This window comes from Pseudomonas sp. 57B-090624 (assembly GCF_003234055.1).
Taxonomy (GTDB): Bacteria; Pseudomonadota; Gammaproteobacteria; order Pseudomonadales; family Pseudomonadaceae; genus Metapseudomonas; species Metapseudomonas tohonis.
The window spans coordinates 147,090-162,533 of record NZ_QKRU01000003.1; the positions used below are offsets into that span (position 1 = coordinate 147,090).

Consider the following 15,444-nt stretch of genomic DNA (forward strand, 5'->3'; position numbering starts at 1 on the left):
GGCGCATTACGAGGCTCTCCGGCCAGCGGAACCCCGCAGCGACCCTGCGACGGGAAGGCAATGCACCCGAACGGTGCAACTACTGGAGCAGCGACTCCACCCGCTGGATCTCGGCGCGCTGGCTGGCTACCAGGGCCAGGCCATTGCCGCTGGGGTCCAGGGCATTGAGGGGCGGCTGCAACTTGCGATAGGCAGCCAGCTCCCGCAGCGGCGGCAGCAGGGCGGTGGGCCCGGCCTCGCGGAGCGCGTGGAACAGGCCGAGGTTGATCAGGTCGACGAGCTCGACGCCGGGACCGCTGGATTCGTCCCAGGCGCCCAGGCCGCGCACCACTGCAATATAGCTGTCGTCCACCGCCCACTTCTTCAGGACGATGACGCCGAGGGACTTGCCGTATTCCCGGCACAGGCGCGAGTAGAGCTCGGGCGAGGGGATCTGCTGGGCGTCCTTGAACGCGGACAGGATCGCCAGGGCACCGATGTCGCTGAGCACGCTGGCCAGCAGCACGTGCTCGGAAGAGGCGTGCCCGAGCAGGCGCGCGAGCACGGCGCTGATGCTGCCGCGCCGGGCCAGGCGGCTCCAGGTGTCGACGAAGAGCTTCTTGTGCGAGGCGCTGTGCAGGGTGAACAGGCTCTTGATGCTGTGGACCATGGTGATGCGGTCCACCTCCAGCATGCCCAGGGTGCGGATCACATCCTCCAGGGTCTTGGGCGGCAAGGCGGTGCGCAGGCGGGTGCTGGCCGCATGCTTGACCAGCGTTGCGCTCAGCGCCGGGTCCTTGTTGATGACCCGCGCTAGGGAAGAGGTACTGGCATCCGGATTGGCCAGGGCCCGGCGGATCTCCATGGTGATCATGGGCAAGCTGGGGAGCTGCTCTTCACCGTTCATCAATTGCGAAACCAGACGCCTATAGATCGAATAACCCGACTCTTCAGTACTCACGACAGTCCCCACATGGCCTTGTGCCAGTGTAGCCATCGGCGCTGCCGGCAAACAGTGCAGCGCCACTCCGCCGACGAGCGACACGCAGGTACGGGGAACCGAACGCCCGCCGCACGTTCCACTCCATGGGTGGGTAGCGTCCACCTTCCCACCCACAGCACCGAGGCCATTCCCGTGGAAACCGAACGACTGTCCAGGACCCTGGACTTCATGCGTACCCAGTTGCTGCCACTGGGGTTCTCCGGGCACATGGACAGCGACCGCAGCCTGCATGTGCTCATTTACGACCAGCGCACCCGCAAGACCATCCTCGAGTCCGCCGGCATCCCCTTCTCCGCCACCTGCGGCAAGGCCGAGGCGCTGCACCTGGTCCAGCGCCTGAAGCGCGACATCGACGCGCAGTTCCAGGCCCCGCCACGTATCGCGCCATGACGCCCCTCAGGGGATGGTGACGCCCTGGCGCAGGGCAAGCGCGCTCAGGCGGCCCTCGGCGACCAGGCTGGCGAAGGCGTGGTCGAAGTCCTTGCGCAAGGCGGCATGCTCGTCGGTCCTGGGGAAGGCGAAGTAGCCGTCCTGGGTATCGATGATCGGTTGCAACTGGCTGATGGCCCCGTGTTCCAGGGTGTCGATGCGTGGCCGGGTGTTGCGCTCGTTGCTCGCCAGCAGGTCGATGCGGCCCATCACCAGCATGCGTATCGCGTTGTCGACGCTCTCGATGCTGTGCAGGTCCATCGCCTGGCGGCCCTGGTCGAAGCTCGGCCCGTAGGTCCAGCCACGGATGACCCCGATGCGCTTGCCGGCCAGGTTGGCGTAGTCGCCCTGCCAGGCGAGAGCGAGGCCGGAACGGGCGAAGAACACGATGCGGTCGCGGTAGAAGGGGCGCTGGCTGAAGAGGAACAGCCCCTCGCGCTCCGGCGTGCGATAGGGGCCGATGAGGATGTCCGCGCGCCCCTGTGCCACCATCTTCTGCGCCCGGGCCCAGGGGTAGACCTCGAAGCGCACCGTGTCGCCCATGCGCTGCACCACCTCGCGCAGCACGTCAGGGCCGAGTCCGATGAAGCGACCTTCCACGGTCTGTCCGAACAGGCGCGGGAACTCGGCCCCCACGGCCAGCCATTCGCGGGCCGGCGCGGATGGTGCGAACACCAGGCACAGCAGCACTGGACACAACATCCGTAGGTAGCGGCTCATGCCCGCGAATACTCGACGACAGGGATGGGGAGAGCCTAGCAGGCTTTTTCCGGCGGACGCGAGCCGGTACGGGGAGCTCACCGGAGCATTCGGCGGAGCCTTTGGGACGGGGCCTACATCGACCAACCGGGACGCATGGGTATAGTCGGCCCCGTCATGCCCGCCTCAGGACTGCGCTCATCCTGCAGCCCTCCACAGCTGGGGTTGGGCATGACACTCCCCCTCCCTCCCCACCCATTGCCCTTCAGTTTCCCGCCTCCAGCTCGCGCTGGATCAGGTACAGGCGCAAATCGAACTCCAGTTGGTGATAGCCCGGCAGCATGTGTTCGCAGAGCTGGTAGAACGCCTTGTTGTGGTCGCGCTCGCGCAGGTGCGCCAGCTCGTGCACCACGATCATCCGCAGGAACTCCGGCGCCGCCTCCTTGAACAGCGAGGCCACGCGGATCTCCTTCTTCGCCTTCAGCTTGCCGCCCTGCACCCGCGAGATCGCCGTGTGCAGCCCGAGGGCCTTCTGCACGACATCCAGCTTGTTGTCGTAGACCACCTTGTCGATGGCCGGCGCATTGCGCAGGTGCTCCTGGCGCAGGGCATTGGTATAGCCGTAGAGGGCCTTGTCGCTTTGCACCTCATGACGATCCGGGTAGCGCTTGGCGAGGTATTCGCCCAGGCGGCGCTGCTCGATCAGCAGGCGGATCTGCTCCTGCAGGTGGGCGGGGTAGGACTGGATGTAGCGGAGCGGGTTCATGGGGGATCGGTGCGGCCGGGGGGAAAGCCCGCATTCTACCGCCGGTGACAGTTTGCGACGCAGCCTGTCAGCGCAGCGGCAGACGCCCGGCGACCGTTCATCGGATGCCCTCGAAGCCCCTGCCCGCCCCCAGCGAAACGGGGCTGCCGCTGCGCTTACGGAAAAATGACGCCAATGATTCGGCGCAAGCCGCATTCCACCTGAGGACGGCATTCCGGACATGAACCATCTGGTTAGTTTTTACGATAGCACCTTGATGGCAAAGCCCGTTCCAGACGGCTTTTTGACAGGCCCGACGGCGACGATCGGTGATTAACAAGGGGCTTGCACAACCCTATAAAGCGTTCCGCGAGACGGCGTAAATGCCTTCGGACGACACGGCAGCCCCCTGCCACTCCCTAGCTTTCACTTTTAGTTCGTGTGCAGTTGGCCGGATGCCGCAGTAAGTGATTACGTCTCGTGGATGAGATAGCACCCGACTGAAAGTTCTCTTAGAGAACTCAGTCAAAATGATCGATCTCGGAACCTGGAACCTCACCATCCCCGTCGGTAGCCCTTCGGTGACCATCGAAACCCCCGCCCTGATGGGTGGCTATCAGGACAACTACTTCAAGGCGGCCAACGGCACCCTGTTCTTCTGGACCCCGGTGAACGGCAGCGCCACCGCCAACGCCGTCTACCCGCGCAGCGAGCTGCGCGAGACCTACGCCGACGGCAAGCTGCGCAACTGGACCTATGGCGCCGCCGACAACTACATGAGCGCCAACCTGGCGGTCGGCCAGGTCCCGTCCACGGGCAAGATCGTCATCGGCCAGATCCACGCCTTCGGCAGCACCAGCCCGCTGCTCAAGCTGGAGTACCAGTTCAAGACCAAGACCGGCACCGGCAACATCGTCGCCAAGGTGCGCAACACCCCCACCGACGAAGCCGGTGCGGTGGTCACCCTGCTCAGCGGCGTGAAGCTCAACCAGCGCTTCACCTACGTCATCAACATGTCGCCCACCGGGCAGTTGAGCATCCTGGTCAACAGCACGATGTTCACCCAGCAGCTGGACCCCACCTGGGCGCCCAAGCCGCTGTACTTCAAGGCCGGGGTCTATGCCCAGGACAACGCCGGCGACGCCACCGAAGCCGGCAGCGCCACCTTCTACAACCTGAAGCTCGAGCACCGGGCCCTGGCGAGCAGCACCGCCCAGTAAGGACGCCGCATGCGGGTTCCAGGCCCCGGAAAGCAGAAAGCCCCGCGAATGCGGGGCTTTCCGTTTACAGCACCAGAACTCAGTTGACCTTGGCGGTCAGCTCGCCCTTGGCGTACCGCTGGTACATGCCTTCCAGGGAGATCGGCTTGATCTTCGAGGCGTTGCCGGCAGTGCCGAAGGCTTCGTAGCGGGCGATGCAGATATCACGCATGGCGACGATGGTCTTGGCGAAGAACTTGCGCGGGTCGAACTCGCTCGGCTGCTCGGCCATCATGCGGCGGATGGCACCGGTGGAGGCCAGGCGCAGGTCGGTGTCGATGTTGACCTTGCGCACGCCGTGCTTGATGCCTTCGACGATCTCCTCGACCGGCACGCCGTAGGTTTCCTTGATGTCGCCGCCGAACTCGTTGATCACCTTCAGCCACTCCTGCGGTACCGAGGAGGAACCGTGCATCACCAGGTGGGTGTTGGGGATGCGCTTGTGGATTTCCTTGATGCGCTCGATGGAGAGCACGTCGCCGGTCGGCGGCTTGGTGAACTTGTAGGCACCGTGGCTGGTGCCGATGGCGATGGCCAGGGCATCGACCTGGGTCTTCTTGACGAAGTCCGCAGCCTCTTCCGGATCGGTCAGCAGCTGGCTGTGATCCAGCACGCCTTCGGCGCCGACGCCGTCTTCTTCACCGGCCATGCCGGTTTCCAGGCTGCCCAGGCAACCCAGTTCGCCTTCCACGGACACGCCGCAGGCGTGGGCGAAGGCTACGGTCTGCTGGGTCACGCGGACGTTGTAGTCGTAGTCGGCCGGGGTCTTGCCGTCTTCACGCAGGGAGCCGTCCATCATCACCGAGGAAAAGCCCAGCTGGATGGAGCGCTGGCAGACGTCCGGGCTGGTGCCGTGGTCCTGGTGCATGCACACCGGGATGTGCGGGAACTCTTCGATGGCCGCCAGGATCAGGTGGCGCAGGAAAGGCGCGCCGGCGTATTTGCGGGCACCGGCGGAAGCCTGGACGATCACCGGGGAATCGGTCTTGTCGGCCGCTTCCATGATGGCGCGCATCTGTTCCAGGTTGTTGACGTTGAAGGCCGGGACGCCGTAGCCGAATTCGGCGGCGTGGTCCAGCATCTGGCGCATGCTGATGAGTGCCATGGTGTTTCAGTCTCCCGAGTGGGTGGGCATTCGAAATGCGAAGCCTGCCGCAGGGGCAGGCCAGGTTCAAGTTCCATGGAGGACGGCGAGCGTCCTCCCGTAAAAACCGGCCGGCGATGACGCCGGCCCGGTGCAATAGTCGGCGCCGGTTCAGGGCGCCTTGCAGCCGCGACCGATCAGGTCATCGGTGGCGACCCAGTACACCAGTCCCTCGTCACCCTTGGTGTGGAAGGCCAGGCGGCTGTCGCTATAGAGCGCGCCGGACCCCGAAGGTTCTTGCTTGAGGCGGTAGACGATATCGCCGCCGCCCAGGCGCAGGTCCACCTGCTCCCGGTCGGCATCGACGAAGCGCCACAACACCTCGGCCTGGCTGTCGCAGACCCAGCGGGTCCACTCGTCGTCCGCAGGCGCCTGGACACCCGCACAGCCGCCCAGCGCCAACAGCGCCGCAAGGGCGAACATGCCTTTCATCCTTTCACTCCCTTGGCCAGAAGGCCGTTCACCCGCAACGGGTCATGGACAGTGCTGCTCCTGGCTGCCGTTGACGGTGGGGTCACCGCTGCTCTGGGCCTCGACGCGCTGGTCGTCCTGGGATTGCGGCAGGATGACCTGGGGCGGGCTCAACACCTCGCAGGTGGCGGGGGAAGAACCTCCCGCACAACCGGTGAGCATCGCGAACAACGACAGCAGGATCAGGTTGGTACGCATGGCGGCAACTCCTTTTCTCGGGTCCTGTTCAAGGGACCACGGGCCACCGCCATGGTTTAGCCGCTATTTCAGGCCTTGGCGCGCTGTTCCAGCACGTCCACGGCCGGCAGGACCTTGCCCTCGACGAACTCGAGGAACGCGCCGCCGCCAGTGGAAATATAGGAGATGCGCTCGCCGACGCCGTACTTGTCGATGGCCGCCAGGGTGTCGCCACCGCCAGCGATGGAGAAGGCCGGGCTCTCGGCGATGGCCTGGGCCAGCACCTGGGTGCCGTTGCCGAACTGGTCGAACTCGAAGACGCCGACCGGGCCGTTCCAGAGGATGGTCTTCGACGACTTCAGCAGCTCGGCGAACTGGGCGGCGGTCTGCGGGCCGATGTCGAGGATCATGTCGTCATCGGCCACGTCGCCGATGAGCTTGACGGTGGCCTCGGCGGTCTCGGCGAATTCCTTGGCCACCACCACGTCAACCGGCAGCGGCACGCTGACCTTGGCGGCGATGGCGCGTGCGGTATCCAGCAGGTCGGCTTCGTGCAGGGACTTGCCGACCTTGTAGCCCGCAGCGGCGAGGAAGGTGTTGGCGATGCCGCCACCGACGATCAGCTGGTCGCAGATCTGGCTCAGGGAATTGAGCACGTCGAGCTTGGTGGAGACCTTGGAGCCGGCGACGATGGCGGCCATCGGGCGGGCCGGGTTGCCCAGGGCCTTGCCCAGGGCGTCCAGTTCGGCGGCCAGCAGCGGGCCGGCAGCGGCGACCTTGGCGAACTTGGCCACGCCGTGGGTCGAACCCTCGGCGCGGTGGGCGGTGCCGAAGGCGTCCATCACGAACACGTCGCACAGGGCGGCGTATTTCTGCGCCAGCTCGTCGGCGTTCTTCTTCTCGCCCTTGTTGAAGCGCACGTTCTCGAACAGCACCACCTGGCCGGGGGCGACGTCGACGCCGTCCAGGTAGTCGGCCACCAGCGGCACGTCGCGGCCCAGGGCCTTGGCCAGGTACTCGGCGACCGGCTTGAGGCTGTTCTCCTCGGAGAACTCGCCTTCGGTGGGACGACCCAGGTGCGAGCAGACCATCACCGCCGCGCCCTTCTCCAGTGCCAGCTTGATGGTCGGCAGGGAGGCGAGGATGCGCGCATCGCTCTTCACGACACCGTCCTTCACCGGGACGTTGAGGTCTTCGCGGATCAGTACGCGCTTACCCTGGAGGTCGAGGTCGGTCATTTTCAACACGGTCATGGGGTCAGTCCTTCACGGGGCTGGATGTTGTGGAAACAGCGGAAACCCGCAGGTAGTGGCCTGCGGTGTCGAGCATGCGGTTGGCGAAGCCCCATTCGTTGTCGAACCAGGCCAGCAGGTTGACCAGGCGCGGCCCGGACACACGGGTCTGGCTGCCGTCGACGATGGCGGAATGGGGGTCGTGGTTGAAATCGCAGCTGGCGTGGGGCAGCTCGGTGTAGGCCAGGAGGCCCTTGAGCGGGCCGCTTTCGGCGGCCTCGCGCAGCACGCGGTTGATCTCGGCGGCACTGGTGTCGCGGGCGGTCTGCAGGGTGATGTCCAGGCAGGACACGTTCACCGTCGGCACGCGGATGGCCTTGGCCTGGATGCGCCCGGCCAGCTCCGGCAGCAGCCGCTCGATGCCCCTTGCCAGGCCGGTGGAGACCGGGATCACCGACTGGAAGGCCGAGCGCGTGCGGCGCAGGTCCTCGTGGTGATAGGCGTCGATTACCGGCTGGTCGTTCATCGCGGAGTGAATGGTGGTGATGGAGACGTATTCCAGACCCACGGACTCGTCGAGAAGTTTCAGCAAGGGCACGCCGCAGTTGGTGGTGCAGGAGGCGTTGGAAACCAGGGTCTCGGTGCCGACCAGGCTGTCCTGGTTGACGCCGTAGACGATGGTGGCGTCGATGTCCGCCTCGCTGGCCATCGGCTGGGAGAACAGCACGCGTGGCGCGCCGGCCCGCAGGAAGCGCTCGGCCTGGGCGCGGTTGGTGTACTGGCCGGAGCACTCGAGCACCAGGTCGACGCCCAGCGCCGTCCAGTCGATGCCCTCGGGCGCCGGGTTGCGCAGCACCTTCACGCAGTCGCCGTTGATGTGCAGGCAATCGCCGTCGACCTTCACGTCCCCCGGGAAGCGGCCATGGGTGGAGTCGAAGCGCGTCAGGTACTCGATGCTGGCCTGGTCCGCCAGGTCATTGAGGGCGACGATCTCGAAGCCATCACGCCCGCCACGCTCATGCAGCGCACGCAGGACGCAACGACCGATACGGCCGTAGCCGTTCAGGGCAACGCGGAAAGGAGTGCTGGGCATCTGATCGCGAAGAGCTCGAAGCCGGAAGCTTGAAGCCGGAAGAAGGGCGCACGGGGCGCTCCAGCTTCCAGCCTCCGGCTTTCGGCTTCCGGCTCAGTCCTCCAACAGTTCTTCAGCGGTGGCGACGATGTTCTCGACGGTGAAGCCGAAGTGCTCGAACAGGGCCGGTGCCGGGGCGGACTCGCCGAAGCTGGTCATGCCGATCACGCGGCCTTCCAGGCCCACGTACTTGTACCAGTAGTCGGCGTGGGCGGCTTCGATGGCGATGCGCGCACCGACCTGCAGCGGCAGCACGGACTGCTTGTAGGCGGCGTCCTGCTGGTCGAACAGGCTGGTGGACGGCATGGAGACGACACGCACCTTGCGGCCGGCAGCGCTCAGTTGGTCGAAGGCCTGTACCGCCAGGCCGACTTCGGAGCCGGTGGCGATGAGGATCAGCTCGGGCTCGCCGTCGCAATCCTTGAGCACGTAGCCGCCACGGGCGATGTTGGCCAGCTGGGCGGCATCGCGTGCCTGATGGGGCAGGTTCTGGCGGGAGAAGATCAGCGCGCTCGGGCCGTCATTGCGCTCGATGGCGGCCTTCCAGGCCACGGCGGATTCCACCGCGTCGGCGGGGCGCCAGGTGTCCAGGTTCGGGGTCGAACGCAGGCTGGCCAGTTGCTCGATGGGCTGGTGGGTCGGGCCGTCTTCGCCCAGGCCGATGGAGTCGTGGGTGAAGACATAGAGCACGCGCTGCTTCATCAGGGCGGACATGCGCACGGCGTTGCGGGCGTATTCCATGAAGATCAGGAAGGTCGCGCCGTAGGGGATGAAGCCGCCGTGCAGGGCGACGCCGTTCATGATGGCGCTCATGCCGAACTCGCGGACGCCGTAGAACAGGTAGTTGCCGGCGGCATCCTCGGCGGAGACGCCCTTGCAGCCTTTCCACAGGGTCAGGTTGGAGCCGGCCAGGTCGGCGGAGCCGCCGAGGAACTCGGGCAGCAGCGGGCCGAAGGCGTTCAGCGCGTTCTGGCTGGCCTTGCGGCTGGCGATGGTCTCGCCCTTGGCGGCGACTTCGGCGATGTAGGCAGCGGCCTTCTCGGCGAAGTCGGCCGGCAGCTCGCCCTTGATGCGACGCTGGAATTCAGCGGCCAGTTCGGGGTGGGCGGCGGCGTAGGCGGCAAAGCGCTCGTTCCAGGCGGCCTCGCGTGCGGCGCCGGCTTCCTTGGCGCTCCACTCGGCGTAGATGTCGGCCGGGATCTCGAAGGGCGCGTGGTTCCAGCCCAGGTTGGCACGGGTCAGGGCGATCTCGTCGTTGCCCAGGGCAGCGCCGTGGCACTCTTCCTTGCCCTGCTTGTTGGGCGAACCGAAGCCGATGATGGTCTTGCAGCAGATCAGGGTCGGCTGCGCGCTCTTGCGCGCGGTCTCGATAGCGGTGCGGATCTCGTCGGCGTCATGGCCGTCGACATTGCGGATCACCTGCCAGCCGTAGGCTTCGAAGCGCTTCGGCGTGTCGTCGGTGAACCAGCCATGGACCTCGCCGTCGATGGAGATGCCGTTGTCGTCGTAGAAGGCGATCAGCTTGCCCAGGCCCAGGGTGCCGGCCAGGGAGCAGACCTCGTGGGAGATGCCTTCCATCATGCAGCCATCGCCCAGGAAGGCGTAGGTGTAGTGGTCGACGATCTCGTGGCCTTCACGGTTGAACTGCGCACCCAGCACCTTTTCGGCGAGGGCGAAGCCCACGGCGTTGGCGATGCCCTGGCCCAGCGGGCCGGTGGTGGTCTCGACGCCGGCGGTGTAGCCGTATTCCGGGTGGCCCGGGGTGCGGCTGTGCAGCTGGCGGAAGTTCTTCAGGTCATCGACGGTGACGTCGTAGCCGGTGAGGTGCAGCAGCGAGTAGATCAGCATCGAGCCGTGGCCGTTGGACAGCACGAAACGGTCGCGGTCGGCCCACTGCGGGTTGTTCGGGTTGTGCTGCAGGTAGTCCCGCCACAGCACTTCGGCGATATCGGCCATGCCCATCGGGGCGCCGGGGTGGCCGCTGTTGGCTTTCTGCACCGCATCCATGCTGAGGGCACGAATGGCATTGGCACGCTCACGACGGCTGGGCATCGCTGATCTCCTGCGGGTCTGAAAAGACGCTGAACGAAAAAAGGCGGCTATTTTCGCCCAGCGGGCAGGCTTCGGGCAATGACAGATGGTCGAAGATGCGCCGTCGCCCGATTTCAGCCCCGCGCCGGGCCCGCGAGGGGGCACAGGCAGGGCGCGCGGAACAGCTCGCCATGCCAGATGCCGGCCAGGGTACGACGCATCACCAGGACCCAGACGGTGGCCAGTTGCAGCGCCAGCAGGGCGCCGACGCCGGCGAACAGCGCGAGGCCCGTCTGCCGTTGCAGCTCGAAGGTGGCCAGGGCGAACACCCCGAGCGGGAAGGTGAAGCCCCACCAGCCCAGGTTGAAGGCCATGCGCTGGCGGATATAGCGACGGGTGAACAGGCAGGCCGTGACCAGCCACCAGAGGCCCGCCCCCCAGAGCACCAGGCCGCCCACCAGGCCGATGGCCGGCAGCAGCTCGGCCACGCCCTGCAAGGGCGAGCCGGCCAACGCAGCGGGTGCGGCACGGCCCAGCGCCAGCAGCCCCAGGCAGCCGGTGGCCAGCGGCCCCAGGGGCAGCCAGCTGGTGGCGGCGAAATCGGTATCCGGCAGCTTGTGCAGCGCCAGGCGCAGCAGCACCAGGGTGATCAGCGAGAAGGCCAGGGCCATCGACAGGCCCCATAGCAGGTAGCCCATCACCAGCAGCAGGCGCGCATCGGCGGCGTCCAGGTGCGGGGCGATGACGCCGGCACTGGCGGCTGCCACCTCGGGCGCGACGATGGGCAGCAGCCAGACGGCGGTGAGCTTCTCCAGCGCGTGCTCCTGGCGGGTGAACATCAGGTAGGGCACCAGCAGCGCCGCCCCCAGGGCCAGCGCCACATCCAGCCACCAGAGGCCGTGGGCGACGGCATGGGCGGTCTCCCCCCAGCGCGAACCGCCATAGAGCACCAGGCCGTTGATCAGGGTCGCCAGCCCCATGGGGATGGCGCCGAGGAACATCGACTGCACCGGGTGCGCCAGCATCGGCGCGACGGTATCCGGGTGCAGCAGCAGGCGGGCCACGAACAGCACTGAGCAGGCCGCGAACAGCAGGGCATTGAACAGCCACAGCGCCTCGCCGAGGCGATGCAGGGCCGGCACCTGCCAGGGCAGGGCGCCCAGCACCAGCGCCAGTACGCCGGTGCCCATGGTCACGGCGAACCAGCCGGGAATGAAGTGGCGAACCAGCGCACGCGGTTCGACGAGTCGGGAAAGGGGACGAGGCATGATGGCTCCGGTCGGGTGGACCCGTTGCAGAAGATGACTGCACGGTAAACCCGGGCGTGCTATACGAAAAATACATCCTCGATATGCACGGCATGCCTTTCATTTATGAATCTCCATCACCTCAAGGTGTTCCTCGCCGTCGCCGAGAGCGGCAGCATCAGCGCCGGCGCCGAGCGCCTGCACATCAGCCAGCCGGCGGTGACCCGCGAAGTGCGCGAGCTGGAGGCGCGCCTGGGGGTCCCCCTCTTCGACCGCCAGCCCCGCGGCGTGACCCTGACCGAAGGCGGCGTGCGCCTGCACCGCTATGCGCAACGCATCTTCGCCCTGGAACAGGCGGCCGAGGCGGACCTGCGCAGCTTCGCCGGCCTCGACGACGGCGAACTGCGCCTGGGCGCCAGCGCCACCCTGGGCAGCTACCTGTTGCCCGGCCTGATCGCCCGCTTCCACCTCCGGCACCCGGAGATCCGCGTCGACCTGCAGGTGAGCAACACCCGCGAGATCACCCAGGCACTGGCCGACGAACGCATCGCCCTGGGCTTCGTCGAAGGCGACTTCGATCGCGCGAGCCATGCCTTCAGCCTCCTGGAGCGCGACCGCCTGCTGCCCGTCTGCGGTCCCGGCCACCCCCTGGCGGCCCGTGGCCGCCTGCATGCGGCCGAGCTGGCCGACCAGGCGCTGTACCTGCGCGAGGATGGTTCGGGCACCCGCGCCAGCATCGAGCAGGCCTATGCCCGCCAGGGCCTGGAGGCACGCCCGCGCATGGCCATCGCCAGCACCGAGGCGCTGAAACGCCTGGTGCGCGACGGCCAGGGCATCGCCTGGCTGTCGCAGCGGGTCATCGAGGACGATCTCGCCGCCGGCCGCCTGCTGGCGCTCGATGTGCACGACCTGCGTATCGAGCGCGAGATGCACCTGCTCTGGCACCCCACGCGAACCCTGAGCCCCGCGCCGGCCGCCTTCCTCGCGATGATCCTGGACAAAAAATAACCACCCATCGGCAATATCAAAACTTTTTGATATTGCCGTTGCGAGCCGCAGGAGCGGGGACTAGACTGCGCCACCTATGAACCTGCGCGTACCCCAGATCCGCCACGACGACTGCGACGAGCTGGCCGCACTGTGCAAGGCCGGGGGCGACCCGCTGCGCCTGAACGTGCTGCGTGCCCTGGCCAACGATTCGTTCGGGGTGCTGGAGCTGGCGCAGATCTTCGCCATCGGCCAGTCCGGCATGAGCCATCACCTCAAGGTGCTGTCCCAGGCAGCGCTGGTGGCCACGCGCCGCGAAGGCAACGCGATCTTCTACCGCCGCGCCATCGCCCAGGGCGATCGCCTGGGCGGCACCCTGCACGGGGCGCTGCTGGAGGAGGTCGATGCGCTGCAACTGCCGCTGGAGGTGCAGGCGCGGATCGCCGAAGTGCATGCCCAGCGCGAGGCGGTGAGCCGCGAGTTCTTCGCCCGCTCGGCGGAGAAATTCCAGGCCCAGCAGGACCTGATCGCCGGCCTGCCGCAGTACCGCGACAGCGTGCTGGCCCTGCTGGACGCACTGAACCTGCCGGCCAGCGCCTGCGCCCTGGAAGTGGGTCCGGGCGACGGGGGCTTCCTCCCCGACCTGGCCCGGCGCTTTGCCCGTGTCACCGCGCTGGACAACAGCCCGGCGATGCTGGAACTGGCGCGCAGCCGTTGCGCCGCCGAAGGATTGGGCAACGTCGAGCTCAAGCTCGCCGACGCCCTGGATGACGAACACGAGGCCGCCGACTGCGTGGTGCTGAACATGGTCCTGCACCATTTCGCCGCCCCGGCCGAGGCCCTGAAGCAGCTGGCCCACCACCTCCTTCCGGGAGGCAGCCTGCTGATCACCGAGTTGTGCAGCCACAACCAGAGCTGGGCCAGGGAGGCCTGCGGCGATCTCTGGCTCGGCTTCGAACAGGACGACCTGGCCCAGTGGGCCGCCGCAGCAGGGCTTGCGCCCGGCGAGAGCCTCTACATTGGTTTAAGAAACGGCTTTCAGATTCAGGTACGGCACTTCGCCAAGCCGGATTCGCGAAGCGACCTCACCCACCGGTATTAAAGGAACCGTTAGATGAGCGAATACTCCCTCTTTACCTCCGAGTCCGTGTCCGAAGGCCATCCGGACAAGATCGCCGACCAGATCTCCGATGCCGTCCTCGACGCCATCATCGAGCAGGACAAGCACGCCCGCGTGGCCGTGGAAACCCTGGTCAAGACCGGTGTCGCCATCGTCGCCGGTGAAGTCACCACCAGCGCCTGGGTCGACCTCGAGCAGATCGTCCGCGACGTCATCTGCGACATCGGCTACACCAGCTCCGACGTCGGCTTCGACGGCGCCACCTGCGGCGTGATGAACATCATTGGCAAGCAGTCCCCCGACATCAACCAGGGTGTCGACCGCGCCAAGCCGGAAGACCAGGGTGCCGGCGACCAGGGCCTGATGTTCGGCTACGCCAGCAACGAGACCGACGTGCTGATGCCGGCACCGATCCGCTTCTCCCACGCCCTGGTCGAGCGCCAGGCCGAGGCCCGCAAGTCCGGCCTGCTGCCGTGGCTGCGCCCGGACGCCAAGTCCCAGGTCACCTGCCAGTACGAGAATGGCAAGGTCGTCGGTATCGACGCCGTGGTGCTGTCCACCCAGCACAACCCGGAAGTCTCGCTGTCCGACCTGCGCGAAGCGGTGATGGAGCTGATCATCAAGCACGCCCTGCCGGCCGAACTGCTGCACAAGGGCACCCAGTTCCACATCAACCCGACCGGCAACTTCGTGATCGGTGGCCCGGTGGGCGACTGCGGCCTGACCGGCCGCAAGATCATCGTCGACTCCTACGGCGGCATGGCCCGTCACGGTGGTGGCGCCTTCTCCGGCAAGGACCCGTCCAAGGTCGACCGCTCCGCTGCCTACGCCGGCCGCTACGTGGCCAAGAACATCGTCGCCGCCGGCCTGGCCGAGCGTTGCGAGATCCAGGTCTCCTACGCCATCGGCGTGGCCGAGCCCACCTCCATCTCGATCAACACCTTCGGCACCCACAAGATCGCCGAAGAGAAGATCATCAAGCTGGTGCGCGACGTGTTCGACCTGCGTCCCTACGCGATCACCAAGATGCTCGACCTGCTCCACCCGATGTACCGCGACACCGCGGCCTACGGCCACTTCGGCCGCACCCCGGAGCAGAAGACCGTCGGCAACGACACCTTCAGCACCTTCACCTGGGAGAAGACCGACAAGGTCGACGCCCTGCGTGCCGCCGCCGGCCTGTAAGGCTTCGCGACACAAGGAAGCCCGGCCCTGTGCCGGGCTTTTTCATGGGCGGCCTTCAGCCTCCTCATCCCCGCCGGCAGAGGCGCGATAGCCATTTGCCGCATTCGTGAATCGGTCGAGCTTTCCCCTGCCCCAGCAAAGGGGCGCCGCTGCTAGAATCCGCGCCCTCTCGCCCCTCCCTCACGGATGACTCGAGCGCCCGGGGCGAGCAAGCATTGGCGCTGGAGCCCAAGGAGATACCCATGCGCAGCACCTCCATTCTTCCCGCCGCCCTCTTCGCAGCCCTGTTCGCCGTCCAGGCGCAGGCCGTCGACCTGGGCAACCCCCTGGGCGACAAGCTCAACAAGGGCTGCGAGGAAAAGAGCGCGGAAGCACAGGCCAAGCTGGACGAGGCCAAGAAGGAACAGAACGGCCTGGGCGCCAGCCTGCTCGGCTCGGTGGCCGACAAGGCCGAGAAGCAGCTTTCCGAAGGCTGCGAGAAGCTCGACGAAGCCAACAAGGGCTGAGCAGAGGGGGCCGACGAGCGTCGGCCCTTCCTGTAGGACGCCGCCGCACACCCCCTTCCCACACGCAGCGCCAGCCCGTCGAATCCATCGCATTGGCG

General features: G+C 66.8%; 16 protein-coding genes. 6 read left to right on the plus strand and 10 right to left on the minus strand.

The genetic code is table 11. From position 1 onward, the window contains the following. Nucleotides 1-79 precede the first annotated feature (79 nt). Nucleotides 80-859, minus strand: a complete 780-nt coding sequence (locus DMX10_RS02600) for an HDOD domain-containing protein (protein WP_256604744.1) — start codon at nucleotides 857-859, stop codon at nucleotides 80-82. 255 nt (nucleotides 860-1,114) lie between these two features. On the opposite strand from DMX10_RS02600, the gene DMX10_RS32735 reads away from it, so the two are divergent. Continuing rightward, complete coding sequence (locus tag DMX10_RS32735; RefSeq protein WP_158545564.1) at nucleotides 1,115-1,372, plus strand: DUF1652 domain-containing protein; 258 nt, start codon at nucleotides 1,115-1,117, stop codon at nucleotides 1,370-1,372. 6 nt (nucleotides 1,373-1,378) lie between these two features. Here DMX10_RS32735 and DMX10_RS02610 read toward each other — a convergent pair whose 3' ends face one another. Both DMX10_RS02610 and DMX10_RS02615 read right to left on the minus strand, forming a co-directional pair. Continuing rightward, nucleotides 1,379-2,131: an ABC transporter substrate-binding protein gene (locus tag DMX10_RS02610; protein WP_218281306.1), complete on the minus strand. Its 753-nt coding sequence runs from the start codon at nucleotides 2,129-2,131 to the stop codon at nucleotides 1,379-1,381. Between the two features lie 244 nt (nucleotides 2,132-2,375). Continuing rightward, the gene (locus DMX10_RS02615; RefSeq protein WP_111259646.1) at nucleotides 2,376-2,876 is read right to left on the minus strand and encodes a M48 family metallopeptidase; all 501 of its coding nucleotides are present in this window, start codon (nucleotides 2,874-2,876) and stop codon (nucleotides 2,376-2,378) included. A 509-nt stretch (nucleotides 2,877-3,385) separates the two neighbouring features. On the opposite strand from DMX10_RS02615, the gene DMX10_RS02620 reads away from it, so the two are divergent. Beyond that, nucleotides 3,386-4,075, plus strand: a complete 690-nt coding sequence (locus DMX10_RS02620) for a polysaccharide lyase family 7 protein (RefSeq protein ID WP_111259647.1) — start codon at nucleotides 3,386-3,388, stop codon at nucleotides 4,073-4,075. A gap of 79 nt (nucleotides 4,076-4,154) precedes the next feature. Here the strand turns inward: DMX10_RS02620 and fba are convergent, their stop codons facing one another. The 7 genes from fba to DMX10_RS02655 all read right to left on the minus strand — a co-directional run bounded on the left by fba (nucleotide 4,155) and on the right by DMX10_RS02655 (nucleotide 11,569). Further along, a complete protein-coding gene (fba, locus tag DMX10_RS02625; protein WP_021222606.1) occupies nucleotides 4,155-5,219 on the minus strand; it encodes a class II fructose-bisphosphate aldolase in 1,065 nt (354 codons plus the stop codon). 150 nt (nucleotides 5,220-5,369) lie between these two features. Next, a complete protein-coding gene (locus tag DMX10_RS02630) occupies nucleotides 5,370-5,690 on the minus strand; it encodes an MliC family protein (protein ID WP_111259648.1) in 321 nt (106 codons plus the stop codon). Between the two features lie 42 nt (nucleotides 5,691-5,732). After that, nucleotides 5,733-5,927 (minus strand): hypothetical protein, encoded by a 195-nt coding sequence (locus DMX10_RS02635; RefSeq protein ID WP_111259649.1) that lies wholly within the window; start codon nucleotides 5,925-5,927, stop codon nucleotides 5,733-5,735. 68 nt (nucleotides 5,928-5,995) lie between these two features. Then, a complete protein-coding gene (locus DMX10_RS02640) occupies nucleotides 5,996-7,159 on the minus strand; it encodes a phosphoglycerate kinase (protein WP_111259650.1) in 1,164 nt (387 codons plus the stop codon). A gap of 4 nt (nucleotides 7,160-7,163) precedes the next feature. After that, entirely contained in the window at nucleotides 7,164-8,231 is a 1,068-nt protein-coding gene (gene epd / locus DMX10_RS02645; protein ID WP_111259651.1) for an erythrose-4-phosphate dehydrogenase, read from the minus strand. Between the two features lie 93 nt (nucleotides 8,232-8,324). Continuing rightward, a complete protein-coding gene (gene tkt, locus DMX10_RS02650; protein ID WP_111259652.1) occupies nucleotides 8,325-10,322 on the minus strand; it encodes a transketolase in 1,998 nt (665 codons plus the stop codon). A 113-nt stretch (nucleotides 10,323-10,435) separates the two neighbouring features. Further along, on the minus strand, nucleotides 10,436-11,569 hold the full coding sequence (locus DMX10_RS02655) for a TDT family transporter (RefSeq protein ID WP_111259653.1): 1,134 nt from the start codon (nucleotides 11,567-11,569) through the stop codon (nucleotides 10,436-10,438). A 105-nt stretch (nucleotides 11,570-11,674) separates the two neighbouring features. Here DMX10_RS02655 and DMX10_RS02660 point away from each other — a divergent pair, with 105 nt between their 5' ends. From DMX10_RS02660 to DMX10_RS02675, 4 genes are all read left to right on the plus strand, one after another. Beyond that, nucleotides 11,675-12,556, plus strand: a complete 882-nt coding sequence (locus tag DMX10_RS02660) for a LysR family transcriptional regulator (RefSeq protein WP_111259654.1) — start codon at nucleotides 11,675-11,677, stop codon at nucleotides 12,554-12,556. 76 nt (nucleotides 12,557-12,632) lie between these two features. Further along, entirely contained in the window at nucleotides 12,633-13,637 is a 1,005-nt protein-coding gene (locus tag DMX10_RS02665; protein WP_111259655.1) for a metalloregulator ArsR/SmtB family transcription factor, read from the plus strand. A 12-nt stretch (nucleotides 13,638-13,649) separates the two neighbouring features. Further along, nucleotides 13,650-14,840, plus strand: coding sequence for a methionine adenosyltransferase (gene metK / locus DMX10_RS02670; RefSeq protein WP_111259656.1), 1,191 nt, complete (start codon nucleotides 13,650-13,652; stop codon nucleotides 14,838-14,840). 242 nt (nucleotides 14,841-15,082) lie between these two features. Further along, complete coding sequence (locus DMX10_RS02675) at nucleotides 15,083-15,346, plus strand: hypothetical protein (protein ID WP_111259657.1); 264 nt, start codon at nucleotides 15,083-15,085, stop codon at nucleotides 15,344-15,346. The last annotated feature ends 98 nt before the right edge of the window (nucleotides 15,347-15,444 follow it).

Bases quoted from the DNA above. Each gene is read 5' to 3' on its own strand.
- DMX10_RS02610 (WP_218281306.1), bottom strand. From the start codon at position 2,131: ATGAGCCGCTACCTACGGATGTTGTGTCCAGTGCTGCTGTGCCTGGTG.
- DMX10_RS02615 (WP_111259646.1), bottom strand. From the start codon at position 2,876: ATGAACCCGCTCCGCTACATCCAGTCCTACCCCGCCCACCTGCAGGAG.
- DMX10_RS02620 (WP_111259647.1), top strand. From the start codon at position 3,386: ATGATCGATCTCGGAACCTGGAACCTCACCATCCCCGTCGGTAGCCCT.
- fba (WP_021222606.1), bottom strand. From the start codon at position 5,219: ATGGCACTCATCAGCATGCGCCAGATGCTGGACCACGCCGCCGAATTC.
- DMX10_RS02630 (WP_111259648.1), bottom strand. From the start codon at position 5,690: ATGAAAGGCATGTTCGCCCTTGCGGCGCTGTTGGCGCTGGGCGGCTGT.
- DMX10_RS02635 (WP_111259649.1), bottom strand. From the start codon at position 5,927: ATGCGTACCAACCTGATCCTGCTGTCGTTGTTCGCGATGCTCACCGGT.
- DMX10_RS02640 (WP_111259650.1), bottom strand. From the start codon at position 7,159: ATGACCGTGTTGAAAATGACCGACCTCGACCTCCAGGGTAAGCGCGTA.
- epd (WP_111259651.1), bottom strand. From the start codon at position 8,231: ATGCCCAGCACTCCTTTCCGCGTTGCCCTGAACGGCTACGGCCGTATC.
- tkt (WP_111259652.1), bottom strand. From the start codon at position 10,322: ATGCCCAGCCGTCGTGAGCGTGCCAATGCCATTCGTGCCCTCAGCATG.
- DMX10_RS02655 (WP_111259653.1), bottom strand. From the start codon at position 11,569: ATGCCTCGTCCCCTTTCCCGACTCGTCGAACCGCGTGCGCTGGTTCGC.
- DMX10_RS02660 (WP_111259654.1), top strand. From the start codon at position 11,675: ATGAATCTCCATCACCTCAAGGTGTTCCTCGCCGTCGCCGAGAGCGGC.
- DMX10_RS02665 (WP_111259655.1), top strand. From the start codon at position 12,633: ATGAACCTGCGCGTACCCCAGATCCGCCACGACGACTGCGACGAGCTG.
- metK (WP_111259656.1), top strand. From the start codon at position 13,650: ATGAGCGAATACTCCCTCTTTACCTCCGAGTCCGTGTCCGAAGGCCAT.
- DMX10_RS02675 (WP_111259657.1), top strand. From the start codon at position 15,083: ATGCGCAGCACCTCCATTCTTCCCGCCGCCCTCTTCGCAGCCCTGTTC.